Below are 23,366 nucleotides of genomic sequence, written 5' to 3' on the forward strand. Positions count from 1 at the left end.
CCGATGGTTGTATCACAGCGAAAAGCTCAGTCGGTGGTGCTCAGCACCTCGCCGAAGCCCTGCCATTGCGTGCCCGTGAAGCGCGCCAGCTGCCCCTGCTTGACCAGGAAGAAGTCGGTCGGCGTGGTGTTCAGCGACATGCCCGTCAGGAGCAGCGGCAGCTTCAGGTTCTTGATGTTGGCCGCCTGCCTCATCACGTTCTCGCGCGTGAGATCGTTGCCGCACTGCTTGAGGATCTGGACCATGATCTGCGCCGCCAGGTAGGCGTACAGATTGGAGGCGTCCTTCGGGTCGCCCTCCTTGTAGTAGCGGCCCATGAAGGCGCGCCATTCGAGCATCGCCGGGTCGTCCTTCCACTGCGGGTCGTTCGGGTCCTTGTAGTACTGCAGCGTGAGCAGGCCGGTCGACTTGTCGAGTCCGGCCGGCGCCAGCACCGAGCCCACCGAGGCGCCGACGTTGTTGATGATGTGCAGCGGCTTCCAGCCCGAGTCGAAGGACTTGCGGATGGCCTGGGCGGAGAACTTCGGCGTCGTGATGTCGATGAAGGTGTCGGCGCCGGAGTTCTGCAGCGTGAGGATCTGCGAGTCGACCGTCGGGTCGGTCACTTCGTAGCTGGCTTCGGCGACCACCATCTTGGCGCCCTTCGCGCCCAGGCCGTCCTTCACGCCCTTGAGCAGGTCCTTGCCGTAGTCGTCGTTCTGATAAAGGATCGCGATCTTCGCGTTGGGCTTCTCCTTCATCAGGTACTTGGCGTAGATCTGGCCTTCGGACTGGTAGCTCAGGTTGAAGCCCAGCGTCCACGGAAAGTTCTTGGGGTCGGCCCATTTGGTGGCGCCGGTGGCCAGCAGCAGGTGCGGCACCTTCTTCGCGTTCACGTACTTGTGGATCGCCGAGTTGCTCGGCGTGCCCAGCGTCTGGAACAGCGCCAGCACCTCGTCCTGTTCGACCAGCCGGCGCACCTGCTCCACCGCTTTCGGCGGGCTGTAGCCGTCGTCGAGGCTGATCAGGTTGATCTTGCGGCCGTTGATGCCGCCCTGCTCGTTGATCATCCCGAAATAGGCCTGCTGGAGCTTGCCGATGGTGCCGTAGGCCGAGGCCGGTCCGCTGTAGGGCATGGTCTGGCCGAGCTTGATCTCGGTGTCGGTGACACCGGGCCCGTATTTCTTCTGCGCCAGCGCCGGTGCGGCAACGACGGCCAGGGCCGCGGCGAGCAGGGTTGCGCGACGGTAGGGACTGAATTTCATGATGTCTCCTTCTGTGTCAACGATGAACTCCGTAGTCGCTCGCGCCGCAGCCTGAAGCGGCCGGCGACGATGCGGACCAGCCCGGCCACCCCGGTGGGCATCACGTACATGAAGACGATCAGAAAAACGCCGTAGATCGCCCACGGTGCGGCTTTCGAGATCTGGTCGGCGACGTTCGGTATGAACTGGATGAACAGCGCGCCGTAGATCGCGCCCTGGATCGATGCCAGGCCGCCGATCACCACACCCACCACCAGCGTGATCGAGAGGAAGATGTTGAACGAGTCCGGCGCGACGAACTGAACCACGATCGCCCCCAGCGCCCCCGCAACACCGGTGTACATCGCGGAGACGCCGAAAGTCAACGACTTGACCATGGCGGTGTCGACCCCCATCGCCTGGGCCGCGATCGGCTGGTCGCGGATCGCCACCATCGCGCGTCCGATGCGGCCGCGCAGCAGGTTCCAGGCGAGGACGAACATCACGATCAGCACCCCCAGCACCACGAAGTAGAGCCACTGGTCCTGGGTGAGCCCGGTCCACTCGGGCGCCTCGGGCTTGACGATCACGATGCCTTGCGCGCCGCCGGTCCAGTGCTCCAGATGCTTGTACTTGAGGATCTGCGGCATCGCCACGCCGAGCGCGAAGGTCGCCAGCGCCAGGTAGAGCCCTTCGAGCCGCAGCGCCGGCAGGCCGAACAGGAAACCGGCCAGCAGGCACACCGCGCCGGCGGCCGGCAGCGTGAGCCAGTAGGGCACGCCGAACTGGTCCATGAGGATCGCCGCGACGTAGGCGCCGATGGCGTAGAAGGCGCCGTGGCCGAGCGAGATCTGGCCGTTGTAGCCGGTGAGCATGTTGAGCCCGAGCAGCGCGATGGCATAGACCAGCGCCAGCGTGAACTGGAACACCCGGTAGTTGCTGACCAGGAAGGGCAGCGCGCAGGCCACCACGGCCAGCAGCAGCAGGCCGACCAGGCGAAGCCTGGTCGATGGCTTGCGGGTGGGCGCGTGCGGCTCGGTCATGGTTCAGACCCGCGTGACGTTGACTTTGCCGAACAGCCCCGACGGCCGGATCACCAGCACGCCGACGATCAGCACCAGCGCCACCGTCAGCTTGAGCTCGGTGCCCAGCACGGCGCCGACCAGGTTCTCGAGCACGCCGACGATGAAGCCGCCGAGCACCGCGCCGCCCGGGCTGTCGATGCCGCCGAGCAGGGCGGCGGCGAAGGCATACAGCAGGATGCCGGCCATCATGTTCGGCTCGAGGAACACGGCGGGCGCGACCATGATGCCGGCGATGGCGCCGATCGCCGCCGCCAGGCCCCAGCCCAGGGCCAGCATCCAGCCGACGCGGATGCCCACCAGCCGGCTCGAGTCCGGGTTCTGCGCCGCCGCGCGCATCGCCAGGCCGAGCGGCGTGTAGCGGAAGAAAACGAACACCAGCGCCAGCACCGCCAGCGTGATGCCGATCGAACCCAGCTCGTGCGAGGACATGAAGCGATTGCCGAACAGCGGCTCGGTCGGGAACGGGCTCGGGAAGGGCTTGATCGTGTAGCTGAAGATCCAGCCCGCGAGGCTGTTGAGGATCACCAGCAGGCCGATGAAGACGATCACGACCGAAAGAATCGGCGCGCTCTCGACCGGCCGCACGACGATGCGCTCGATCAGCACGCCGAGCACGAAGGCGACCGCCACCGTGGCGAAGAACGCCGCCCAGTACGGCATGCCGGCCTGCATCAGGCTCCAGGCGATATAGGTGGAGAACATCGCGAGTTCGCCCTGGGCGAAGTTCACCAGGTGCGTGGCCTGGTAGATCATCACCAGCGCCAGCGCCACGCTGGCATAGATGCCGCCGGTGGCGAGTCCGGAGAGCACCTGGTGCAGCAGCAGGTTCATTTCAATATCCGAGGTAGGAGCGCCGCACCGCTTCGTCGTTGCGCACGGTTTCGGCGCTGCCCGAGATCACGACGCGGCCGGTTTCGAGCAGGTAGGCATGGTCGGCCAGCCGCAGCGCCAGCGCCGCGTTCTGCTCCACCAGCAGCATGCTCACGCGTTCCCTGGCATTGATCTCGCGCAGGATCTCGAACAGCTCCTGCACGATGCGCGGCGCCAGGCCGAACGAGGGCTCGTCCAGCAGCAGCAGCCGGGGCCGCAGCATCAGGGCGCGCGAGACGGCGAGCATCTGCTGCTCGCCGCCCGAGAGGGTGCCGGCCTGCTGGAGGCGGCGCTCCCTGAGCCGCGGGAAGTGGTTGTAGATGCGTTCGAAATCGGCCGCCACCTCGGCCTTGTCGCGGCGCGTGTAGGCGCCCAGGCGCAGGTTCTCCTCGACGCTCAGCGCGACGAAGGTGCCGCGCCCGTCGGGCACGTGGGCCACGCCCAGGCGCACGATGGACTCGGTCGCGCGGCCTTCGATGCGGTGGCCGGCGAAGTGGATCTCGCCTTCGGTCTTGACCATGCCGCAGACCGCGCGCAAGGTGGTCGTCTTGCCGGCGCCGTTGGCGCCGAGGATGGTCGTGATGCCGCCTTCCTCGACGTCGAAGTCGATGCCGTGCAGCACCTGGCTCGCGCCGTACTGCGCGCGCAGTCCACGGACTTCGAGCAGGCGGGCCATCAGCCGGCGTCCCCCAGGTAGGCGCGGATCACCTCGGCGTTGGCCTGCACCTCGGCCGGCGAGCCGTCGGCGATGATGCGGCCGAAATCCAGCGCCACCACCTTGTCGGACACCCGCATCACGAGGTTCATGTGGTGCTCCACCAGCAGCATCGTGAGCTGGAGCCGCGCGCGCACTTCGCGCAGCAACGCCATCAGCCTGCCGACCTCCTCGTGGTTCAGGCCGCCGGCCGGCTCGTCGAGCAGCAGCAGCTTGGGCTGGCTCGCCAGCGCCCGGGCCAGCTCGACGCGCTTCTGGGTGCCGAAGGGCAGGTCCATCACGCGCGTGCCGGCCACGGCGCCGAGGTCGAGCAGGCCGACCAGCTGGTCGGCATGGGCTTCGAGCACCTGTTCCTCGCGCCGCACCCCCGGCAGCCGCAAGGCGTTGGCGAAGAAGCCGCTGCGGGTGCGGCAGTGGCCGCCCAGCAGGATGTTCTGCCGCACGGTCATGGTCCGGAACAGCGCGAGGTTCTGGAAGGTACGGCCGATGCCCATCGCCGCGATGCCGTGCGCCGGCGTCTCGACCAGCGAGCGGCCCTCGAACGAGATGCTGCCCTCGCTGAAGGCGTAAAGCCGCGACAGGCAGTTGAAGAGCGTGGTCTTGCCGGCGCCGTTCGGGCCGATCAGGCCGACGATGTGGCCCTCCGGCACCGAAAACGACACCTTGTCGAGCGCCGTGATGCCACCGAAACGCACGGTGACACCTTCGACGCGCAACAGATCGGCACGGTGGGCAGGCGAGGCGATGGCCGACTCCTTGCACGGTGGGGCCGCGGCCGACCTCGGCCCAGCCTGCACCCGGACTTGCGTCTAGATGCCACTGGATACAAAAGATACCGGCGTTTGAAGGATCGGAAAGCCCGGCTTTACCCTTGCCCGTGCGCAGCCGCCGCCCGCGGCTGCGCCATCGCGGGGGTCGCGACGGCGCGGGACCGGGTCGGAGGTCGGATCAGGTGCGGCGCTCAGCCCACTTGCGGTTCCGACGGCGATTCGCCCTGCGGGACGATTTCCTGTTCCTGGTCTTGCTGAACTGCCGACGCCTGTTTTCCGAAGGCGCCGCGCGCGACGCCCCGGACGAGATGCCGCGGCGCATGGTGCGTCTTCTTCAGCTGGGCCAGGGCCTCGCTGCGTGCGGGCTCGGAGGCCGGCAGGAACTTTTGCAATGAACTCATCGTGGTCGCCCCAATGAACGCCAGGCATATGAAAGCGGCCCCTGGCTTGGCCGAGGGTCGGATTATGGGCGTCCGGTTGCCCGCAGTCACAGGGCGCCCACGGCGGCGGTAATGTTGCTTGCGGCTCGCGGTTACACCTGCCGCATTGCCGACTCGCCCCAAGCGGCGCGCCAGCGCGTTCTGTGACGCCCTGAGCAAGTTTGGCCGGGTCATCCCTTGAAGTTTCGCAAGCCGATCCTAGTTTCCAATCCGGAAGCGCTGGAGACGCCTCCAGCGCCCACCTCAACCCTGAATGGAGGTATGCGCCATGTATCGATCCCTTTTTTCACGCGACATGTTCGCGGAGATGGATCGCCTGCAGCGCGAGATGCAGCAGGCCTTCGACCTCTCTCCCACCATCCGCGGCTTCGGCCGCAGCGCTTTCCCTGCTCTCAACGTCGGTGGCACGGCCAAGACGGTCGAAATCTATGTCCTGGCGCCGGGCGTCGATCCCGCGACGCTCGAGATCAACCTCGACCGAGGCATCCTCAGCATCGCCGGCGAGCGCCAGAGTGCGGCGCCGCAGCCCGGCGGCAAGGAGACGCTGCACATCAACGAGCGTTTCGAGGGCACCTTCCGCCGGGTGCTGAGCCTGCCCGACGACGCCGACCCCGAGGCGGTCGAGGCCAAGGCGCGGGACGGCGTCATCCACATCACCGTCCAGCGCCGCGCCTCCGCCTTGCCGCGACGCATCGCCATCCAATGATCGGGAGAACAGCCATGAACGACATCCAGAAGAGAAACAAGTCCTCCGACGTGGTCGCGCGCAAGGACGAGCGGCGCTACGCCGAGGCCGCCCTCACGCCCCCCGTGGACGTGATCGAGGACAGCGCCGGCATCACGCTGTACGCCGACCTGCCCGGCGTGCCGCGCGACAAGCTGCACCTGAACGTCGAATCCGATTCGCTGACGATCGAAGGGGAGATCGACATGGCGGTGCCCGAAGGGCTGCAGTCCAGCCACACCTAAGTCGGCCTCGGCCGCTTCCATCGGGTCTTCACGCTGAGCAAGGAACTCGACACCGAGAAGATCTCGGCGGAGCTGGTGCAGGGCGTGCTCAAGCTGCGGATTCCAAAGACGGAACACGCTCAACCGCGACGCATCAATGTCGACGTGACCTGAGCGCCCGGCCGCGACGAGGCGAAAGACAGGTCGCCGTCGCGCAAGAAGTCGCGCAAAAGAAAAAGGGTTAGGACGCGTGAACGTCCTAACCCTTTAAGAGAGTGGTGCGGCTGGCAGGAATTGAACCCACGACCCCTTGGTTCGTAGCCAAGTACTCTATCCAACTGAGCTACAGCCGCACAGCTTTCGATTATAGCGCCAATTTTCGGTATCTGTCGACGCATCGGTTTTTGTTTTGCAAAAGACCGAGCGCGGGAGCAGACCTGAACTTCAATGAATGCCTGGTAGGCCGTCCTGGGCTTGAACCAGGGACCAACGGATTATGAGTCCGCTGCTCTAACCAACTGAGCTAACGGCCCACGCGCCCCGGATTCTAGTGGGCCGCGACGCCGTGCCCTACTTGCGGTGGCTCAGCGCGTTGGTGACCAGCTTCGAGGTGATGTCGACAATCTGGATCATGCGCTCATACGGCATCCGCGTGGGACCGATGACCCCCAGCGTGCCGACCACCTGTCCGTCGACCTCGTAGTTCGCGCTGACGATCGACAGGTCGTCGAAGGGCACCACCTGGCTTTCGCCGCCGATGAAGATGCGCACGCCCTCCGCCTGGCTCGAGACATCCAGCAGGCGCATCAGCTGGGTCTTGTGCTCGAACAGCTCGAAGGCGCGCCGCAGGTGGCTCATGTCGCTGGAGAAGTCGGTCACCGCCAGCAGGTTGCGCTCGCCCGCGATCACGACTTCGTCCTGGGCCTCGGTCATGACCTCGGAGCTGACCTGCACGGCGGCCTGCATCAGCGCCGCGATCTCGCCGCGCAATTGCTCGACCTCGGACTGCAGGCGGTCGCGCACCTGCTCGATCGTCAAGCCGGCAAAGTGGGCATTGATGTAGTTCGACGCCTCGACCAGCTGCGACTGCGAGTAGTCGACCTCGGGGAATATCACCCGGTTCTGAACGTCGCCGTCGGGCGCGACGATGATCACCAGCAGACGGCGGTCGGCCAGCCGCAGGAACTCGATCTGCCGGAACACCGAGGCACGCCGCGGCGCCATCACCACGCCGACGAACTGCGACATGTTCGACAGCAAGTGGGCGGCGTTCGTGATCACCTTCTGCGGCTGGTCGGGCGCCAGGCTCGGCGCCGAGGCCGAGGTGAACTGCTCGTGCTGCGCGGTCAGCATGGTGTCGACGAACAGCCGATAGCCGCGGGCGGTCGGAATGCGACCCGCGGAAGTGTGGGGGCTTGCGATCAGCCCGAGCACCTCGAGGTCGGACATCACGTTGCGGATGGTCGCCGGCGACAGGTCCAGCCCCGGCGCACGGGAAAGCGTGCGCGATCCCACGGGCTGCCCGTCGGCGATGTAGCGCTCGACGAGAGTCTTCAGCAGCAACTTGGCACGGTCGTCCAGCATCGAATGATTTTAATGTTGTAATTTGTGAATGAGCTCCCGCTTTCGGCATGTCGCACTGATCGGTAAATACCAGGCCTCCGGCGCCCGGGCGCAATGCGGCGCGCAGGACGACATCATGGAAGGCATCGGCGCCTTCCTCGAATCGCAGGGCTGCAAGGTGTTCGTCGAGAAGTCGCAATCCGACGCCGTCGAAACCGGCCCCTATCCCGCGCTGACGGTGGAAGAAATCGGCCAGCAGTGCGAGCTCGGCCTGGTGGTCGGCGGCGACGGCACCATGCTCGGCATCGGTCGCCAGCTCGCGCCGCACGACGTGCCGCTGATCGGCATCAACCGCGGCCGGCTCGGCTTCATCACCGACATCTCGCTCGACAACTACCAGGCGACGCTGATCCCGATGCTGGCCGGCGACTACGAGGAAGACCTGCGCACGCTGATGAAGGCGCGGGTGATGCGCGGCGACGAATCGGTGTTCGACACCCTGGCAATGAACGACGTGGTGGTCAATCGCGGCGCCACCTCGGGCATGGTCGAGCTGCGGGTCACGGTGGGCGCCCATTTCGTCGCCAACCAGCGCGCCGACGGCATGATCATCGCGACCCCCACCGGATCGACCGCCTATGCGCTGTCGGCCGGCGGGCCGCTGCTGCATCCCGCGGTGCGGGGCTGGGTGCTGGTGCCGATCGCGCCGCACACGCTGTCGAACCGGCCGCTGCTGCTGCCGGACGCGGACGAGGTCACGATCGAACTGGTCGGCGGGCGCGACGCCAGCGCCAATTTCGACATGCAATCGCTGGCCACGCTGGCCATCGGCGACAAGGTGATGGTGCGCCGCTCCGACTACCGGGTGCGCTTCCTGCATCCCAAGGGCTGGAGCTACTTCGACACCTTGCGCCGCAAACTGCACTGGAACGAAGGGGGATCTTGAGATGGCGTTGAGGCGCATTGCGCTGCGGGATTTCGTGATCGTGCATGCGCTCGAGCTCGATCTGGCCGGCGGCTTCACGGTGCTCACCGGCGAGACCGGTGCCGGCAAGTCCATCCTGATCGACGCGCTGCAGCTGGCGCTCGGCAACCGGGCCGATGCCGGCGCGGTGCGCGAAGGCGCCGAGCGGCTGGACGTGAGCGTCGAATTCGACACCGACCCGGGCCTGGCCGACTGGCTGGAGGAAGGCGGCTTCGAGGGCGGTGATGTCCTGCTGCTGCGCCGCACGGTCGACCTCCAGGGCCGCAGCCGCGGCTGGATCAACGGCAGTCCGGCCACCGCCACCCAGTTGCGCGAGCTCGGCGACCGCCTGCTCGACATCCACGGCCAGCACGCCTGGCAAAGCCTGACGCGGCCGGAAGCCGTGCGCGGCCTGCTCGACGCCTATGCCGGCGTCGACACCGGCGCGCTCGAGACGGCCTGGCAAGGCTGGCGCCAGGCGATCGCCGCGCTCGAGACTGCCCGCTCGGCCCAGGACTCGCTGCAGCGCGAACGGGAGCGCCTGCAATGGCAGGTGGCCGAGGTCGCCAAGCTGGCGCCGGGCGAGGACGAGTGGGAAGAACTCACCGCCAGCCACAGCCGCATCTCCAACGCCCAGGCACTGATCGATGCAGCCGAGGGCGCCAGCAGCGCGCTCGAGGACGACGACAGCGGCGCCCTGGCTGCGCTGGCCCGCGCCCTCGCGCTGCTGCAGAACTGCGAGCACATCGAGCCGGAATTCAAGGCGCTGGGCGAAGTGCTCGCCTCCAGCGTGGCCCAGGCCTCGGACGCCGCGCATTCGCTGCACAGCTACCTGCGCCAGGCCGACACCGACCCCGAGCGGCTGGCCGAGCTGGACGAACGCATGGGCCTGTGGATGTCGCTGGCCCGCCGCTACAGGCGCACACCGGCCGAGCTGCCGGCGCTGTTCACCGGCTGGCAGGCCGAGTTGAAGGCGCTCGATGCCCAGAGCGATCTCGAGGCGCTCGAACGCGCCGAGCAATCGGCGCAGCAGATCTACCTGAAAGAGGCCAAGGCGCTCGCCAAGGCCCGCAAGCAGGCCGCGCCCAAGCTCGCGCAGGCAGTCACGCAGGCCATGCAGGAACTCGGCATGAAGGGCGGCCGCTTCGAGGTCGCGCTGCAGCCCTTCGCACAACCGAGCCGTTCGGGCCTCGAAGACATCGCCTTCCTGGTCAGCGGACATGCCGGCAGCACGCCGCGCTCGATCGGCAAGGTGGCCTCCGGCGGCGAACTCTCGCGCATCGCCCTGGCCATCGCGGTGACGACCAGCGAGCTCGGCGCCGCCCAGACCCTGATCTTCGACGAGGTCGATGCGGGCGTCGGCGGCGCCGTGGCCGAAACCGTCGGCCGGCTCATGAAACAGCTCGGCCGCGACCGCCAGGTGCTGGCCGTGACCCACCTGCCGCAGGTGGCGGCCTGCGCCGACCACCACCTCGTGGTCGCCAAGCGCCAGACCGCCGCCAAGGGCCAGGACGCCGCGCGCACCGAGAGCAGCGTCGCGGCAATCGACGACGAAGGCCGGGCGCAGGAAATCGCCCGCATGCTGGGCGGCGAACGCGTGTCCCGCACTTCGCTGGCGCATGCGCGCGAGATGCTGGGGCAGAAGGCGACGGCGGCGGCGTCATGAGCCTTGAACTCGTACTGATCACCGGCATGTCGGGCTCCGGCAAGTCCGTCGCCCTGCACGCGCTCGAAGACGCCGGCTACTACTGCGTCGACAACCTGCCGCCCGAGCTGCTCTCGCCTTTCATCGCGCTGCAGCAGCAACAGCAGGCGGCCAAGGTCGCGATCGCGATGGACGTGCGAAGCGGCGTCTCGCTGCCGCTGGTGCCGCACCAGCTCGAAGGCCTGCGGCAGCAGGGCGTGTCGTTGCGCTCGCTGTTCCTCGACGCCACCACCGATGCGCTGGTGCGCCGCTATTCCGAGACCCGGCGCCGGCACCCGCTGTCGCGCCAGGAAGGCCGCACCACCGATGCGCCGGAGCAGCAGCGCGTCCTGATCCAGGCGATCGAGCTCGAGCGCGAACTGCTGGCGGACCTGCGCGACGGCGCCGACGTCGTCGACACCAGCATCATTCGCCCGGCCCAGCTGCAGAGCTACGTCAAGGCGCTGATCTCGGCCCCCGAGAGCGCGCTCACGCTGGTGTTCGAGTCCTTCGCGTTCAAGCGCGGCGTGCCGCTCGACGCCGACTTCGTGTTCGACGTCCGCATGCTGCCCAACCCGCACTACGTGCCGGCGCTGCGGGCGCTGACCGGACGCGATGCGCCCGTGATCGAGTGGCTGCGCGAGGACGAAGACGTGGCCCGGATGTACGGCGACATCGAGCAGTTCCTGGGCCGCTGGCTCGACGCCCTGGCGCGCGACCATCGCAGCTACGTCACCGTGGCCATCGGCTGCACCGGCGGCCAGCACCGCTCGGTGTTCCTGGTGGAGCAGCTGGCGCGCGGCTTCGGCGCCCGCTGGGCCGCGCTCAAGCGGCACCGCGAGCTCGACGGAATCTAGGGCCTGTTCACAGGCCCTAACCCTCCTGGGCGATCAGCTTGCGCACCGGCGCGGGCAGCCCCAGCGCGGTCCACTCGCCGGTGGCGAACCAGTCGCCTGCTCCGGCCGTCGGCGTGGTGCCGCGGCTGTCGACGCCAACCGGATGCAGATGCAGATCCTTGTGCGTGAGCACGTGCAGAAAGGCGACGTCGTCGCGGGCGTTGGCGCGGTCCCGGGCGGCCAGCGTTTCCAGCAGTGCGGCACGGCTCTCGAAGATCGGCAGGCAGTAGAGCCCGGCCCAGATGCCGCGCGACGGCCGCTTCTCCAGCCACACGCGCCCTTGGGCGTCCCGGGCCAGCAACATCCACAGCGACTGGGAACTGCGCCGCAGCTTGCGCGTCTTGACCGGATAGCTTTCGGGCGCGCCCTGTTCGCGTGCTGCGCACAGGTCGCTGACCGGGCAGATCATGCAACTGGGCTTGCGCGGCAGGCAGACCGTGGCGCCCAGGTCCATCAGCCCCTGGGTGTAGCGGGCGATGCCGGGCCGATCCTTTGCCGGCGGCAGCAGTTCGGTGGCCTCGTTCCACAGCAGGCGCTCCTGGGCCGCGGAAGACATGTCGCCGTCGAAGGCCAGCAATCGCGTGAGCACCCGCTTCACGTTGCCGTCGAGGATCGCCACCCGCTCGCCGAAGCAGAAGGCCGCGACCGCCGCAGCGGTCGAGCGGCCGATGCCGGGCAAGGTCTGGAGCTCGGCCGCCGTGCGCGGAAATTCGCCGCCGAAGCGCGAGACCACTTCCTGCGCGCAGCGATGCATGTTGCGCGCACGGCTGTAGTAGCCCAGTCCGCTCCAGAGTCCAAACACCTCGTCCTCGGTGCCTGCCGCGAGCGCCGCCACCGACGGGAAGCGCGCCAGGAAGCGCGCGAAGTAGCCCAGCACGGTCGAGACCTGCGTCTGCTGCAGCATCACTTCGGACAGCCACACGCGGTAGGGATCCTGGGTGTTCTGCCACGGCAGCTCGCTGCGCCCGTGGCTGCGCTGCCAGGCGACGATGCGCTCCGCGAAAACCGGTGCCAGCATCCGAGCCGCCTCGCGACCCGCGCCGCATGAAGCCGGCGCGTTCAAAGCCAGAAACACCGCGGAACCGGCTTCGCCGGGCCGCTGGTGTTGCCCCCAGTGAGGGGGTGGGCGGCTACACGAAGTGAGCCAACCTGGGGGTGAGCAAATTCAAGCCGCACTGAGTTCGACGCGCGCGGGCGGGGCGTTCGGCGCTTCGTTGCTGGCAAGCAAGGTGGTGAGTTCGAGCAGGCGCCGGTGCAGTTCCCCGAGGCTGCCTTCCTGCGCCGCCAGTTCCGACAGGCGCTCGTCGAGATTGCCTGCCGCGCCCTGGATGCGCTCGACGGCCTCGATCCGCTTGGTGAAATTGCGCCGTCTTTCCTTGAGCTGCGCGTCGAGCTGGGCGCCCGCCCCCTTGCTCCAGCGCTCCACCTCGGTCATCGCGGCCTCGTTGACCACGCGCAGCCGGCTCGCCAGCGCGCGCACCAGCTTGTCGCAGAAGTCCGGCTGTGCCAGCTTGAGCAGGTTGCCCACGCTCAGGTAATGGAGGTGGCTGCGTTCGATCTGGCTCAGCTGCTGTTCGAAGTCCGACAGGTCGGGCTCGGGCGGCGCCTGCAGCGTGAAGCCGTGCTCGGCATTGAGCTGGCGGAAGGTCGCATGCAGCATCGCCTGGATCTCGGCGCTGGTCGCCTGCACCTCGCGCAGATTGTTGCGCAGCGAGTCGAAGGTCTCGCCGTAGACCTTGCGCACGCTGAACTTGAGGCCGCGCCGCTTGAGGGCCGCCGCGAGCCGCGCCATGTCGGCCTTCAGCGCGGTGCTGCCGAGCACCGCATAGACCTCGCGCAGCAGCTTGCCCTGCACCGAGCGCAGCGCCAGGATGCGGGCGTTGCTGCCCTCGAACTCGGTCTGCTCCTGCTCGATGCGCGTACGCATGTGGCGAATCACCGATCCGTTCTTGCCGCGCAGGCCCTGCAGTTCGAGCGCCTGCTCGGAGAGGTCGCGCTGGCGCACGTTGAGGATGCGCGCCGCCTCGGCCCTGAGCGCGACGATGCCGGCGTCGACGGCCAGGCGCAGCATGAGCTCGCGCTTGCCGAGCAGGCCCTCGCCGAGCACGGCCTCCAGCGCCGGCAGCCGGCTGGCCTGCAACAGCGGCGCGTCGCGGCGGATCTTGGCCTGCAGCCCCTTTTGCGCCGACACCGGCAGCACCTGCGGCAGCGGCACGCCGAGCAGCTCGGCGGCGCCCTTGCGCTGGCGCTGGATCTGGGCGTCGACCTGGGCCGGCGTGCTCAGGATGTCCCACATGGTGTCGATCTTGTTGAGCACCACGATCCGGGTGTCGGCGAGATCGCCTTCGGTGACCAGGTGCTCGCGCCAGATGGAAAGGTCCGACCGCGTCACGCCGGTGTCCGCGCCCAGGATGAAGACCACCGCATGGGCCTGAGGAATCAGGCTCACGGTGAGCTCCGGCTCGGCGCCGATGGCGTTGAGGCCGGGCGTGTCCAGGATCACCAACCCCTGCTCCAGCAACGGATGCGGCATGTTCAGCACCGCATGGCGCCAGCGCGGAATCTCGACCCGCCCGTCCGAATCGGGCACCGGGTTGTCGTCGGGAACGTCGTCGCTCCAGAAGCCCAGCGCACGGGCTTCGGCCAGCGGCACCCAGCGGACTTCCGCGACCTTGCTCATCGCCTCCGACAGCTGTTCGGCGTTCTCGACATCGATCGCGATCTCGGTCCAGCGTTCGGGCTCGTCGCGCCAGTGCGCCAGTGAATGGGCTTCGAGCCGGGTTTCGATCGGCAGCAGCCGCAGGCTCGGCGGAAAAGCAGCGTCATAGCCCAGCTCGGTCGGGCACATGGTCGTGCGGCCCGCGCTGGCCGGCATGATCCGCCGGCCGTAGCCGGCAAAGAAGATCGCGTTGATCAGCTCGGATTTGCCGCGCGAGAACTCGGCCACGAAAGCGACCATGACCTTGCTGGTTCGCAACTGCGATTCCAGATCCCGCAGCCGCTCGGCCACGCTCTGGTTCAGTAGCTCGTTTTCATTCAGCCAGCGGGACAGCCACTTGAGCCGGTGCGCAAAATTGCGCCGCCAAGCGCCGTGCTTGTCGAATTGCTGATTGAATGAATCGGTCAAGGCAGGATTTGTAAAGACGACTTACAAAATATAGCATCGGCACGCGCAACGGAAGTCATTCGCCCGCGCGATTCAGTGCTTTTGGCACACAGGACAGAAATAGGTTACGCGCTGGCCCTGCCGGATCGCCCGCACCGGTGTCGCGCAGACCCGGCACGGCTCGCCCTTGCGGCCGTAGACAGTGGCTTCGAGCTGGAAGTAGCCGCTCTGGCCGTCCACGTTCGAGAAGTCGCGCAAGGTGCTGCCTCCGCGCTCGACCGCACGCGCCAGGATGTCGCGCACCGCGGCATGCAGCCGCAGCGCACGCGGCCGGCTGATCCGCGCAGCCGACAGCGTCGGCCGGATGCCGGCCAGAAAGAGCGCCTCGGAGGCATAGATGTTGCCCACGCCCACCACCACGTCGCCGGCCAGCAGCACCTGCTTGATCGGCGCCCGGCGCCGACGCAGGCCGGCGTGGAAGGCCTCGAAATCGAAATCATCGCCGAGCGGCTCCATGCCCAGGCCGCCGAGCAGCTTGCGTGCGAGCAGAGAACCCTCGTCCTCCACGAAGACCACGGCGCCGAAGCGGCGCGGATCGTTGAGCCGCAGCGTGCCGCGGCTCGTGACCAGGTCGAAGTGATCATGCGCACCCGGCGCGGGCAACACGGCGTCGAAGCGCAGGCTGCCCGACATGCCCAGGTGCAGCAGCAGGAGGCCGGCGTCGAGGTCGACCAGCAGGTACTTGCCGCGCCGGCGCACGGCGCGCACCGTGCGCCCGACGAGTGCGCCAGGCTCGACCGCCAGCGCCCAGCGCAGGGGCTTCCCGAGGCGCACCGCATCGATGCGGGCGCCCGCGATGCGATCGGCGATTCCGCGGCGGGTGACTTCGACTTCGGGGAGTTCAGGCATGTGAGAAGGCTGACATCAAATCACGCCGGCGTTGAAGCCCCACGCGACATGGCGCAAAAGCCTTGGATTATTATGGCTTCGATGACCTTCCTGCCTCGCCGATCCCGTCTTGCGGCGGCCGCTTTCCTGGCTCTGATCGCGCTCGCAGCGCAGGGCCAGACCGAAGCGCCTGCCGCAGCGCCCACGAACCCCGCACCTCTTGTCGACCCTGCCGGGCAGTCCGCGGCGGCCAAGGCGACATCGCCCGCCCAACCCTCGGCCATGTCCGCCGAGCTGTTCTACGAGGTGCTGCTGGGCGAGCTCAACGCGCGCTCCGACCCCGGGACCGCCTACGGACTGGTGCTCGACGCGGCGCGGCGCGCGCGTGACGGCAAGCTGTTCCAGCGCGCGGTCGAGATCGCGCTGCAGGCGCGCTCGGGCGACTCCGCCCTGGCAGCCGCCCGAGCCTGGAAGGAAACGCTGCCCGACTCGAGGGAGGCTCGCCGCTTCGAACTCCAGATCCTGATCGCGCTGAACCGCATCGCCGACACGGTCGAACCGCTGCGCGCGGAGATCGCCGCCACGCCACAGGTCGAGCGGCCGTTCCTGATGGCCGTCATTGCGCGCAACTATTCGAGGGCGACGGACAAGAAGCTCGCGGCCTCGGTGGTCGAACAGGCGCTGGCCGACGAACTCGCGAGCCCCGCGACCGGCGGCGCCGCCTGGGCCACGGTCGGCCGCCTGCGCCTCGGCGCTGGCGACACGTCCGGCGCGCTCGAAGCCGCCATCAAGGGACAGCAGCTGGACCCCTCCGCGGAAGGGCCGGCCCTGGTCGCGCTGGACCTGATCGACCCCAGCCAGCCGCTGGCCGAACCGATCGTCAAGCGCTACCTCGCCGGGCCGAAGGCGCAGCCCGAGATGCGTGTCGCCTACGCCCGGGTGCTGGTCGAAGGCCGTCGTTACGCGGAAGCCTCGGCCGAACTCTCGGCCCTCACGGCGGCCCGACCCGAATTGCCCGAACCCTGGTTGCTGCTCGGCAGCCTCCAGACCCAGGCGCGCCAGGACAAGGCGGCCGAGGCCTCGATCAAGCGCTTCATCTCGCTCGCGCCCACGCTGCGCGACCCCGAAGGCCGCGAGCGCGGCTTGACCCAGGCCTACCTGCTGATGGCGCAGCTGTCGGAGCGGCGCAAGGACTTCACCGGCGCCGAAAGCTGGCTGGCCCGCATCGACAGCACCGACGACCTGATCGGCGCGCAGGCGCGGCGGGCCGCGCTGCTCGCGCGCCAGGGCAAGCTATCGGAGGCGCGCGAACTGGTGCGCAGCCTGCCCGAACGCACCGCGGACGAGAAGAAGCAGAAGTTCCTGACCGAAGTGCAGCTGCTGCGCGATGCCAAGCAGCACCAGGCCGCGTTCGACATGCTGGCCCAGGCCAGCACGGCAGCGCCGACCGACACCGACCTGATCTACGACCAGGCCATGGTGGCCGAGAAGCTGAACCGCCTCGACGAGATGGAGCGCCTGCTGCGCCGCGTGATCGAACTCAAGCCGGACAACCAGAACGCCTACAACGCGCTCGGCTATTCGCTGGCCGATCGCAAGGTGCGGCTGGAGGAGGCCCGCACGCTGATCCAGAAGGCCGTGCAGCTGGCGCCCGACGATCCGTTCATCGCCGACAGCCTGGGGTGGGTCGAGTACCGGCTGGGCAACACGGCCGAGGCGCTGCGCGTCCTCGAGGACGCCTACAAGCGCCGCCCCGACCCTGAAATCGGCGCCCATCTCGGCGAGGTGCTGTGGGCCGCCGGCCAGCGCGACCGCGCGGTGGTCATCTGGAAAGAGGCGTCGCTCGCGGATGCGGACAACGAGACGCTGCAGGAAACGCTCAAGCGCCTGCACGTGAAACTTTGAACCGGCGCAGGGCGCTGCTGGCCGGCTGGGCCGGCCTGCTGCTGGCCGGCTGCGCAAGCCCCGGTGGCCCGGCCGGCGGCGGCCGCGCGGCCTGGAGCGGCCGCCTGTCGCTGCGCGTCGACGGCGACCCCAACCAGAGCTTCTCGGCCCTGTTCGAGCTGCGCGGCGCGCCGCAGGCCGGCGAGCTGATCCTCACGAGCCCGATCGGCAGCACCCTGGCCCAGCTCCACTGGGCGCCCGGCGAGGCGCTGCTCAGGAACGGCGGCGAGACGCGCCGCTACGACTCGGTCGATGCGCTGATCGAGGCCGCGACCGGCGCGGTGATCCCGGTCGGCGCCCTCTTCGCCTGGCTGGCCGGCCGCGACGAACAGGTGCCCGGCTGGCGGCCCGACCTGTCGCAGGTCTCCGCCGGACGCTTGCAGGCCACGCGCGAGTCGCCGCAGCCCCGTGCCGACCTGCGCATCGTGTTCGAGCGCGCATGAAGGCGATCTACGACCTCCCGGCGCCAGCCAAGCTCAACCTCTTCCTGCACATCACGGGAAGGCGCGCCGACGGCTACCACCTGCTGCAGTCCGTCTTCATGCTGATCGACTGGTGCGACACGCTGCATGTCGAAAGGCGCGACGACGGCGCGATCACGCGCGAAGACCTCACCACGGCGCTGCCGGCCGACGACCTGATCGTGCGCGCCGCCAGAGCCTTGCAATCGGCTGCGCAAACGCCGCTCGGCGCCCACATCGGCGTCGCCAAGCAGGTGCCGGCGCAGGCGGGCATGGGCGGCGGTTCTTCCGACGCCGCCACCTGCCTGCTGGCCCTGAACCGGCTCTGGGGCCTGAACCTGCCGCTCTCGACACTGGAGCAGATCGGTCTCGGACTGGGTGCCGACGTGCCCTTCTTCCTGCGTGGACGCAATGCCTGGGTCGAGGGGATCGGGGAAATCATCACCCCTGTCACCCTGCCGCCAGGGCGCTTCGCGGTGGTCAAACCGCCCGAAGGAATCGATACCCGTCAAATTTTTACTGCACCGGACCTGCAACGCGCCACACCGACTGCTATAATCTCTGGCTTTGCTGCACACAGCGAATCGCATCAAGGCCAAGTTGATGAAAACGGTAAATCCGGTTTTCTTGGTTTTGCTGGATTTGGTCGAAACGATCTGCAGCCGGTTGCCCAGCGGCTTTGTCCCGCGGTCACCGAAGCCATCGAATGGCTCGGTCGCCAAGGACTCAAGGCCCGGATGACCGGTTCGGGAAGTTCGGTGTTTGCGACAATGCCGCATGACGCGGAACTCGCCGAGGCGCCCCAGGGCTGGCAGGTTCGCAAGTGCAGCAACTTGGCCGTTCATCCCCTCGTGGGCTGGGCAGCCTGAAGTTAAGATCGGATCGCTCACACGGTTCGATGAAACGGGTCAGTTCGCTCACGCGGATTGATGAAGTAGATCAACCCGCTCACGCGGATTGATGCGACATATATCGGTTGGCGACATTGGTCGTCGACCCGTGTAGGGGAGTCGCCAAGCTGGTTAAGGCACTGGATTTTGATTCCAGCATGCAAAGGTTCGAATCCTTTCTCCCCTGCCAAATTCATTCACGAGAATTTTGGCGGCTCTCCCGAAAGAGCCACTTCGCATTGCCGGGACGCACTCATGCAGGCTCAACACCCTGATTTCATGGTTTTCACCGGCAACGCCAATCCGGGCCTTGCCGCCGAGATCTCGCACAACCTGGGCACCTCGCTGGGGGCCGCCCGGGTCGGCCGCTTCTCCGACGGGGAAGTCACGGTCGAGATCAATCAGAACGTGCGTGCCCGCGACGTGTTCGTGGTGCAGTCGACCTGTGCGCCGACCAACGAGAACCTGATGGAACTGCTCATCATGGTCGACGCGCTCAAGCGCGCATCGGCCGAGCGCATCAGTGCCGTGATCCCGTACTTCGGCTATGCGCGCCAGGACCGCCGTCCGCGTTCGAGCCGGGTGCCGATCTCGGCCAAGGTGGTGGCCAACCTGCTCGAGACCGTGGGCGTGGCCCGCGTGCTGACCATGGACCTGCACGCCGACCAGATCCAGGGTTTCTTCGACATCCCGGTCGACAACATCTATGCCTCGCCGGTACTGCTGGGCGACCTGCGGCAGAAGAACTACGAAGACCTGATCGTGGTCTCGCCCGACGTCGGCGGCGTGGTTCGCGCCCGGGCGCTGGCCAAGCAGCTGAATTGCGACCTCGCGATCATCGACAAGCGCCGTCCGCGCGCCAACGTGAGCGAGGTCATGCATGTGATCGGCGAGATCGACGGCCGCAACTGCGTGATCATGGACGACATGATCGACACCGCCGGCACGCTCGTGAAGGCCGCCGAGGTGCTGAAGGAACGCGGTGCCAAGAAGGTGTATGCGTATTGCACGCACCCGATCTTCTCGGGTCCCGCCATCGAGCGCATCGCCCAGGGCTCGGCGCTCGACGAAGTGGTCGTGACGAACACCATCCCGCTGTCCGACGCTGCGTTGGGCTGCACCAAGATCCGCCAACTGTCCGTGGCGCCGCTGATCGCCGAGACGATCCAGCGCATCGCCAAGGGCGAGTCGGTGATGAGTTTGTTCTCGGACCAGGAAAATCTCTTTTGAGATTTGGACAAAGCCTCTTCTGAGGTTTTGACGAGCCTGTTCCGAGAAAGAAGCCGGGCTTCCCGCAGCGGAAGCCCTTTTTGAAACCGGAGTCGCACTGGTCGCGGTCGACTTCCACAGGAGTTAACTATGAAATTCGTCGCTTTTGAGCGCGCCAAGCAGGGCACGGGTGCGAGCCGCCGTCTCCGCATCACGGGCAAGACGCCCGGCATCGTCTACGGTGGCGAAAGCAAGCCCCAGATGATCGAAATCGATCACAACGCGCTGTGGCATGCCCTCAAGAAGGAAGCCTTCCACGCCTCGATCCTCGAGATGGAACTCGCCGGCACCACCACCAAGGTGCTGCTGCGCGACGTGCAATACCACCCGTTCCGCCAGCTGGTGCAGCACATCGACTTCCAGCGCGTCGATGCCCGCACCCGCATGACGGTCAAGGTGCCGCTTCACTTCAAGGGTGAGGAAGAGTCGACCGCCGTCAAGCTCGACCACAACCTCGTGAACCACGTGATGAACGAACTCGAAGTCAGCTGCCTGCCGGCCGACCTGCCCGAGTTCATCGAAGTCGACCTCTCCAGCCTGACCAAGAACGCCACTGTCCACGTCAACGACATCAAGCTGCCCAAGGGCGTGAAGTTCGTGAGCCACGGCAAGATCAACCCGGTGGTGGTTTCCGCCGTGCCGCCGCTGGTCGCTGAAGAGCCCGCAGCCGGCACCGAAGGTGCCGAAGGCGCCGCAGCCGCACCCGCCGCCAAGGCCGACGCCAAGGCGCCCGCGAAGAAGAAGTAATTCTTCCCGCGATCGCGCTTCGACGGCCCGCCCAGTGCGGGCCGTTTTCGTTTCCCGGGCGCAAGTCACAATCCGTTTTTATGATCAAGCTGTTTGTCGGCCTCGGTAACCCCGGCCCTGAATACGAAGCCACGCGCCACAACGCCGGCTTCTGGTGGATCGATGCGCTCGCCCGCGACCTCAAGCTCACGCTGTCCCCCGAGCGCAGCTACCACGGGCTGGTGGCGCGCACGCAGGTCGGCGGCAAGCCGCTCTGGCTGCTCGAGCCGCAGACCTTCATGAATCTCTCGGGCAAATCGACGGCGGCGCTGGCGCGCTTCTTCAAGATCGAGCCGAACGAGATCCTGGTCGCCCACGACGAGCTCGATGTGGTCCCGGGACAGGCCAAGCTGAAGTTCGGCGGCAGCCACGCCGGCCACAACGGCCTGCGCGACATCCACGCCCAACTCGGCACCGGCGACTATTGGCGGCTGCGCCTCGGCATCGGCCACCCGGGCGTGAAGTCCGAGGTCGTGAACTGGGTGCTGAAGAAGCCGCTGAAGGAACAACGCGAGGCCATCGAGGACGCGATCGTGCGCACGCTGCACGCCTTCCCGGCGCTGGTGGCCGGCGAAATGGACAAGGCGACCCTGCTCATTCACACGAGCAAGCCGCCGCGCCCCAAACCACCGCGGCGCGAGCCCGGCGACGGGGGTGCACCCGCCGCGGGCTAGCGGAAGCGAGAGAGAGAAGAAGGAAAGGGAGACAAGAACAATGAGACTGTCACATGCACGGATCGCGACCCGGGGCAGCTTGCTGCTGGCGGGCGCCTGCCTCCAATGGGGCGCCATCGCGGCGGAGGGCGGAACCTCCGTCTGGCGCTGCGGCAACACCTACACGGACCAGCCCTGCAAGGCGGGCCAGGCCCTCGAACTCGACGACGCACGCAGCGCGGTGCAGAAACACGACGCCGACCGGGCGACGCGCGAAGCCCGCGCCGAGGCGATGCGCATGGAGCGGGACCGGCTGCGCCTGGAAGCGACGCAAGGGCCCGGGCAAGCCGCCCTGATCGACAACGCGCCACGCCCGCGGGACGCCGCGTCGAATCCCAGGGAAAGCGCGATGAAAAAAGGCAAGGCCAGGAAAGACCCGCAGTACGTGGGCGTCCAGAAGCCGCCGGTACCGGGCAAGAAGAAGCGCTCCAACTCAAGCGCCGCGAACGACGCGGACAGCTAGGGTGCCGAGGCGGCAGCCGGGCCCGCCTGCGCCGCCGCGGCCTTGGCCGCCTTCGCTGCGGCGAGACGCTCGAACTTCTGCCACAGGGTCTCGCGCGTCTCGACGTGCTCCGGATGCGTCGGGATGCAGGCAACCGGGCACACCTGCACGCACTGCGGTTCGTCGAAGTGGCCCACGCATTCGGTGCACTTGTGCGGGTCGATCTCGTAGATCTCCACGCCCATGTAGATCGCGTCGTTGGGGCACTCCGGCTCGCAGACATCGCAATTGATGCATTCGTCGGTGATCATCAGGGCCATTCAACGATTATCGATCGACTCGGGCATGGACGTTGCGTGTCGGGTTATGCTGCGCCCCGCCCTATGAGTCTGTTTCTTTTCAAGCGTTTCCTGACCTTGATCGCCACCCTGATCGGTGCTTCGGTCATCGTCTTCCTGGTCCTCGAGATCCTGCCCGGCAACGCCGCGCAGATGCTCATGGGCCCGGACGCCTCGCCCGACGCGGTGGCCGCGCTGGCCGCCAAGCTCGGGCTCGACCAGCCGGCCTGGACGCGCTACTGGCACTGGATCGGCGGCCTGTTGACGGGCGAACTGGGCGACAGCTATGCCTACAGTTCGCCGGTGCTCGACCTGATCCTCGAGCGCCTCGCCCTGACCGTGCCGCTGGCCCTGCTCGCGATGGCCTTCACGACCGTGCTGGCGCTGGTGGTCGGCGTGACCGCGGCGGCCCGCCACAACAAGCTCGGCGACGTCGGGCTGATGGGGTTGACGCAGGTCGGCATCGCGATCCCCAACTTCTGGTTCGCGATCCTGCTGATCCTGGTGTTCTCGGTCCAGCTGCAATGGTTCTCGGCCGGCGGCTTCGAGGGCTGGGGCGAAGGCATCCTGCCCGGGCTCAAGGCGCTGCTGCTGCCGGCGCTGTCGCTGGCGGTGGTGCAGGCCGCGATCCTGGCGCGCATCACGCGTTCGGCGGTGCTCGAGGTGATGCGCGAGGACTTCGTGCGCACCGCGCGCGCCAAGGGCGTGTCGCAGCGCGCCGTGCTCTGGCGCCACGTGCTGCGCAATGCGCTGATCCCGGTGATCACGGTGATGGGCATGCAGTTCTCCGAGCTGCTCGCGGGCACCATCGTGGTCGAGAATGTGTTCTACCTGCCTGGCCTGGGCCGGCTGATCTTCCAGGCCATCAGCAACCGCGACCTGATCGTGGTGCGCAACTGCGTGATGCTGCTGGCCGCGATGGTCGTCATCGTCAATTTCGTGGTCGACGTGCTCTATGCCGTGATCGACCCGCGCATCAAGGCATCCGACATATGAGCGTGGGGCTGACATGAATACCGCTCCCGCCACCATACCCAGCGCGGCCGCCTTCAAGGTGCCGGGCTTCTGGCGCCGCGCGCTGCACCACCGCAGCTTCACGATCGGCGCCGTCCTGAGCCTGCTGCTGATCCTGGCCGCGGCCGTCTCGCTGGTCTGGACGCCCTGGTCGCCGTACGAGATGGACATGGCCAACAAGATGCAGGCGCCCTCGGCCAGGCACTGGCTGGGCACCGACGCCTTAGGGCGCGATGTCGCCTCGCTGCTGCTGGTCGGTGCCCGGGCGTCGATCCTTGTCGGCGTGATCGCGGTGGGCATCGGCCTCGTGGTCGGCACCGCGCTGGGCCTGCTCGCGGCGGCGCGGCGCGGCTGGGT

At 67.6% G+C, this 23,366-nt stretch carries 23 protein-coding genes, 3 tRNA genes and 2 pseudogenes; 15 read left to right on the forward strand and 13 right to left on the reverse strand.

The window, feature by feature from the left end; all coding sequences use genetic code 11:
- Positions 1 to 26: 26 nt before the first annotated feature.
- The 6 genes from AC1D2O_RS28420 to AC1D2O_RS28445 form a co-directional block, all read right to left on the reverse strand.
- Entirely contained in the window at positions 27 to 1,244 is a 1,218-nt protein-coding gene (locus tag AC1D2O_RS28420) for an ABC transporter substrate-binding protein (protein ID WP_478158272.1), read from the reverse strand.
- Complete coding sequence (locus AC1D2O_RS28425) at positions 1,241 to 2,266, reverse strand: branched-chain amino acid ABC transporter permease (RefSeq protein WP_478158273.1); 1,026 nt, start codon at positions 2,264 to 2,266, stop codon at positions 1,241 to 1,243. Before AC1D2O_RS28425 ends, AC1D2O_RS28420 begins: the two co-directional genes overlap by 4 nt.
- Positions 2,267 to 2,269: 3 nt before the next feature.
- Complete coding sequence (locus AC1D2O_RS28430) at positions 2,270 to 3,139, reverse strand: branched-chain amino acid ABC transporter permease (RefSeq protein WP_478089378.1); 870 nt, start codon at positions 3,137 to 3,139, stop codon at positions 2,270 to 2,272.
- A 1-nt stretch (position 3,140) separates the two neighbouring features.
- Positions 3,141 to 3,854 (reverse strand): ABC transporter ATP-binding protein, encoded by a 714-nt coding sequence (locus AC1D2O_RS28435; RefSeq protein ID WP_478089377.1) that lies wholly within the window; start codon positions 3,852 to 3,854, stop codon positions 3,141 to 3,143.
- Positions 3,854 to 4,588 (reverse strand): ABC transporter ATP-binding protein, encoded by a 735-nt coding sequence (locus AC1D2O_RS28440; RefSeq protein WP_478089376.1) that lies wholly within the window; start codon positions 4,586 to 4,588, stop codon positions 3,854 to 3,856. Before AC1D2O_RS28440 ends, AC1D2O_RS28435 begins: the two co-directional genes overlap by 1 nt.
- Before the next feature lie 266 nt (positions 4,589 to 4,854).
- Complete coding sequence (locus AC1D2O_RS28445; protein ID WP_478089375.1) at positions 4,855 to 5,064, reverse strand: hypothetical protein; 210 nt, start codon at positions 5,062 to 5,064, stop codon at positions 4,855 to 4,857.
- Positions 5,065 to 5,371: 307 nt separating this feature from the next.
- Between AC1D2O_RS28445 and AC1D2O_RS28450 the strand changes: the two genes are divergently transcribed.
- Both AC1D2O_RS28450 and AC1D2O_RS28455 read left to right on the forward strand, forming a co-directional pair.
- The gene (locus tag AC1D2O_RS28450) at positions 5,372 to 5,809 is read left to right on the forward strand and encodes an Hsp20/alpha crystallin family protein (RefSeq protein ID WP_478089374.1); all 438 of its coding nucleotides are present in this window, start codon (positions 5,372 to 5,374) and stop codon (positions 5,807 to 5,809) included.
- A gap of 14 nt (positions 5,810 to 5,823) precedes the next feature.
- A pseudogene (locus AC1D2O_RS28455) lies at positions 5,824 to 6,225 on the forward strand (Hsp20/alpha crystallin family protein).
- Positions 6,226 to 6,327: 102 nt separating this feature from the next.
- On the opposite strand, the gene AC1D2O_RS28460 reads toward AC1D2O_RS28455, so the two are convergent.
- From AC1D2O_RS28460 to hrcA, 3 genes are all read right to left on the reverse strand, one after another.
- Positions 6,328 to 6,404: transfer RNA gene (locus AC1D2O_RS28460), tRNA-Arg, on the reverse strand.
- Positions 6,405 to 6,507: 103 nt separating this feature from the next.
- Positions 6,508 to 6,584, reverse strand: a tRNA-Ile gene (locus AC1D2O_RS28465).
- Between the two features lie 37 nt (positions 6,585 to 6,621).
- Entirely contained in the window at positions 6,622 to 7,635 is a 1,014-nt protein-coding gene (gene hrcA, locus AC1D2O_RS28470; protein ID WP_478089373.1) for a heat-inducible transcriptional repressor HrcA, read from the reverse strand.
- A gap of 28 nt (positions 7,636 to 7,663) precedes the next feature.
- Here hrcA and AC1D2O_RS28475 point away from each other — a divergent pair, with 28 nt between their 5' ends.
- From AC1D2O_RS28475 to rapZ, 3 genes are read left to right on the forward strand one after another with little or no spacing between them, the layout of a single operon-like run.
- Positions 7,664 to 8,560, forward strand: coding sequence for an NAD kinase (locus tag AC1D2O_RS28475; RefSeq protein WP_478089372.1), 897 nt, complete (start codon positions 7,664 to 7,666; stop codon positions 8,558 to 8,560).
- Between the two features lies 1 nt (position 8,561).
- On the forward strand, positions 8,562 to 10,244 hold the full coding sequence (recN, locus tag AC1D2O_RS28480; protein ID WP_478158274.1) for a DNA repair protein RecN: 1,683 nt from the start codon (positions 8,562 to 8,564) through the stop codon (positions 10,242 to 10,244).
- Positions 10,241 to 11,119 (forward strand): RNase adapter RapZ, encoded by an 879-nt coding sequence (gene rapZ, locus AC1D2O_RS28485; protein ID WP_478089370.1) that lies wholly within the window; start codon positions 10,241 to 10,243, stop codon positions 11,117 to 11,119. Before recN ends, rapZ begins: the two co-directional genes overlap by 4 nt.
- Before the next feature lie 16 nt (positions 11,120 to 11,135).
- On the opposite strand, the gene mutY is transcribed toward rapZ, so the two are convergent.
- The 3 genes from mutY to mutM form a co-directional block, all read right to left on the reverse strand.
- Positions 11,136 to 12,176, reverse strand: coding sequence for an A/G-specific adenine glycosylase (gene mutY / locus AC1D2O_RS28490; RefSeq protein ID WP_478089369.1), 1,041 nt, complete (start codon positions 12,174 to 12,176; stop codon positions 11,136 to 11,138).
- Between the two features lie 147 nt (positions 12,177 to 12,323).
- Positions 12,324 to 14,285, reverse strand: coding sequence for a dynamin family protein (locus AC1D2O_RS28495; protein ID WP_478089368.1), 1,962 nt, complete (start codon positions 14,283 to 14,285; stop codon positions 12,324 to 12,326).
- Between the two features lie 72 nt (positions 14,286 to 14,357).
- Positions 14,358 to 15,173, reverse strand: a complete 816-nt coding sequence (mutM, locus tag AC1D2O_RS28500) for a bifunctional DNA-formamidopyrimidine glycosylase/DNA-(apurinic or apyrimidinic site) lyase (RefSeq protein ID WP_478089367.1) — start codon at positions 15,171 to 15,173, stop codon at positions 14,358 to 14,360.
- A gap of 81 nt (positions 15,174 to 15,254) precedes the next feature.
- Between mutM and AC1D2O_RS28505 the strand changes: the two genes are divergently transcribed.
- From AC1D2O_RS28505 to AC1D2O_RS28540, 8 genes are all read left to right on the forward strand, one after another.
- The gene (locus AC1D2O_RS28505; RefSeq protein ID WP_478158275.1) at positions 15,255 to 17,057 is read left to right on the forward strand and encodes a tetratricopeptide repeat protein; all 1,803 of its coding nucleotides are present in this window, start codon (positions 15,255 to 15,257) and stop codon (positions 17,055 to 17,057) included.
- The gene (locus AC1D2O_RS28510) at positions 17,054 to 17,539 is read left to right on the forward strand and encodes a lipoprotein insertase outer membrane protein LolB (protein WP_478158276.1); all 486 of its coding nucleotides are present in this window, start codon (positions 17,054 to 17,056) and stop codon (positions 17,537 to 17,539) included. Before AC1D2O_RS28505 ends, AC1D2O_RS28510 begins: the two co-directional genes overlap by 4 nt.
- Positions 17,536 to 18,426: a 4-(cytidine 5'-diphospho)-2-C-methyl-D-erythritol kinase gene (gene ispE, locus AC1D2O_RS28515; RefSeq protein WP_478158277.1), complete on the forward strand. Its 891-nt coding sequence runs from the start codon at positions 17,536 to 17,538 to the stop codon at positions 18,424 to 18,426. Before AC1D2O_RS28510 ends, ispE begins: the two co-directional genes overlap by 4 nt.
- A 134-nt stretch (positions 18,427 to 18,560) precedes the next feature.
- Positions 18,561 to 18,637, forward strand: a tRNA-Gln gene (locus tag AC1D2O_RS28520).
- A gap of 65 nt (positions 18,638 to 18,702) precedes the next feature.
- On the forward strand, positions 18,703 to 19,677 hold the full coding sequence (locus tag AC1D2O_RS28525) for a ribose-phosphate pyrophosphokinase (RefSeq protein ID WP_286534710.1): 975 nt from the start codon (positions 18,703 to 18,705) through the stop codon (positions 19,675 to 19,677).
- 129 nt (positions 19,678 to 19,806) lie between these two features.
- Positions 19,807 to 20,463, forward strand: coding sequence for a 50S ribosomal protein L25/general stress protein Ctc (locus AC1D2O_RS28530; protein WP_478093576.1), 657 nt, complete (start codon positions 19,807 to 19,809; stop codon positions 20,461 to 20,463).
- An 80-nt stretch (positions 20,464 to 20,543) separates the two neighbouring features.
- The gene (gene pth / locus AC1D2O_RS28535) at positions 20,544 to 21,176 is read left to right on the forward strand and encodes an aminoacyl-tRNA hydrolase (RefSeq protein ID WP_478093578.1); all 633 of its coding nucleotides are present in this window, start codon (positions 20,544 to 20,546) and stop codon (positions 21,174 to 21,176) included.
- A gap of 40 nt (positions 21,177 to 21,216) precedes the next feature.
- Positions 21,217 to 21,678 (forward strand): hypothetical protein, encoded by a 462-nt coding sequence (locus AC1D2O_RS28540; protein WP_478093580.1) that lies wholly within the window; start codon positions 21,217 to 21,219, stop codon positions 21,676 to 21,678.
- Here the strand turns inward: AC1D2O_RS28540 and AC1D2O_RS28545 are convergent.
- The gene (locus tag AC1D2O_RS28545; protein ID WP_478093582.1) at positions 21,675 to 21,977 is read right to left on the reverse strand and encodes a YfhL family 4Fe-4S dicluster ferredoxin; all 303 of its coding nucleotides are present in this window, start codon (positions 21,975 to 21,977) and stop codon (positions 21,675 to 21,677) included. The two genes, AC1D2O_RS28540 and AC1D2O_RS28545, sit on opposite strands and share 4 nt — an antisense overlap.
- A gap of 63 nt (positions 21,978 to 22,040) precedes the next feature.
- On the opposite strand from AC1D2O_RS28545, the gene AC1D2O_RS28550 reads away from it, so the two are divergent.
- Together AC1D2O_RS28550 and AC1D2O_RS28555 are read left to right on the forward strand one after the other, a co-directional pair.
- Positions 22,041 to 22,991 carry an ABC transporter permease gene (locus tag AC1D2O_RS28550; protein ID WP_478093584.1) on the forward strand — a complete coding sequence of 317 codons (951 nt, stop codon included), beginning with the start codon at positions 22,041 to 22,043 and terminating at the stop codon, positions 22,989 to 22,991.
- 13 nt (positions 22,992 to 23,004) lie between these two features.
- Positions 23,005 to 23,366: pseudogene (locus tag AC1D2O_RS28555) on the forward strand (ABC transporter permease); the annotation flags it as partial.

It is taken from the genome of Variovorax sp. P1_G12, from assembly GCF_056405555.1.

What these genes read in the sequence shown, in the direction of transcription:
- AC1D2O_RS28435 (WP_478089377.1), bottom strand. Translation starts at nt 3,854, where the DNA reads ATGGCCCGCCTGCTCGAAGTCCGTGGACTGCGCGCGCAGTACGGCGCG.
- ispE (WP_478158277.1), top strand. Translation starts at nt 17,536, where the DNA reads ATGAAGGCGATCTACGACCTCCCGGCGCCAGCCAAGCTCAACCTCTTC.
- AC1D2O_RS28545 (WP_478093582.1), bottom strand. Translation starts at nt 21,977, where the DNA reads ATGGCCCTGATGATCACCGACGAATGCATCAATTGCGATGTCTGCGAG.
- mutY (WP_478089369.1), bottom strand. Translation starts at nt 12,176, where the DNA reads ATGCTGGCACCGGTTTTCGCGGAGCGCATCGTCGCCTGGCAGCGCAGC.
- AC1D2O_RS28420 (WP_478158272.1), bottom strand. Translation starts at nt 1,244, where the DNA reads ATGAAATTCAGTCCCTACCGTCGCGCAACCCTGCTCGCCGCGGCCCTG.
- mutM (WP_478089367.1), bottom strand. Translation starts at nt 15,173, where the DNA reads ATGCCTGAACTCCCCGAAGTCGAAGTCACCCGCCGCGGAATCGCCGAT.
- AC1D2O_RS28475 (WP_478089372.1), top strand. Translation starts at nt 7,664, where the DNA reads ATGAGCTCCCGCTTTCGGCATGTCGCACTGATCGGTAAATACCAGGCC.
- hrcA (WP_478089373.1), bottom strand. Translation starts at nt 7,635, where the DNA reads ATGCTGGACGACCGTGCCAAGTTGCTGCTGAAGACTCTCGTCGAGCGC.
- AC1D2O_RS28525 (WP_286534710.1), top strand. Translation starts at nt 18,703, where the DNA reads ATGCAGGCTCAACACCCTGATTTCATGGTTTTCACCGGCAACGCCAAT.
- recN (WP_478158274.1), top strand. Translation starts at nt 8,562, where the DNA reads ATGGCGTTGAGGCGCATTGCGCTGCGGGATTTCGTGATCGTGCATGCG.
- AC1D2O_RS28425 (WP_478158273.1), bottom strand. Translation starts at nt 2,266, where the DNA reads ATGACCGAGCCGCACGCGCCCACCCGCAAGCCATCGACCAGGCTTCGC.
- AC1D2O_RS28550 (WP_478093584.1), top strand. Translation starts at nt 22,041, where the DNA reads ATGAGTCTGTTTCTTTTCAAGCGTTTCCTGACCTTGATCGCCACCCTG.
- AC1D2O_RS28445 (WP_478089375.1), bottom strand. Translation starts at nt 5,064, where the DNA reads ATGAGTTCATTGCAAAAGTTCCTGCCGGCCTCCGAGCCCGCACGCAGC.
- rapZ (WP_478089370.1), top strand. Translation starts at nt 10,241, where the DNA reads ATGAGCCTTGAACTCGTACTGATCACCGGCATGTCGGGCTCCGGCAAG.
- pth (WP_478093578.1), top strand. Translation starts at nt 20,544, where the DNA reads ATGATCAAGCTGTTTGTCGGCCTCGGTAACCCCGGCCCTGAATACGAA.
- AC1D2O_RS28505 (WP_478158275.1), top strand. Translation starts at nt 15,255, where the DNA reads ATGACCTTCCTGCCTCGCCGATCCCGTCTTGCGGCGGCCGCTTTCCTG.
- AC1D2O_RS28540 (WP_478093580.1), top strand. Translation starts at nt 21,217, where the DNA reads ATGAGACTGTCACATGCACGGATCGCGACCCGGGGCAGCTTGCTGCTG.
- AC1D2O_RS28430 (WP_478089378.1), bottom strand. Translation starts at nt 3,139, where the DNA reads ATGAACCTGCTGCTGCACCAGGTGCTCTCCGGACTCGCCACCGGCGGC.
- AC1D2O_RS28450 (WP_478089374.1), top strand. Translation starts at nt 5,372, where the DNA reads ATGTATCGATCCCTTTTTTCACGCGACATGTTCGCGGAGATGGATCGC.
- AC1D2O_RS28530 (WP_478093576.1), top strand. Translation starts at nt 19,807, where the DNA reads ATGAAATTCGTCGCTTTTGAGCGCGCCAAGCAGGGCACGGGTGCGAGC.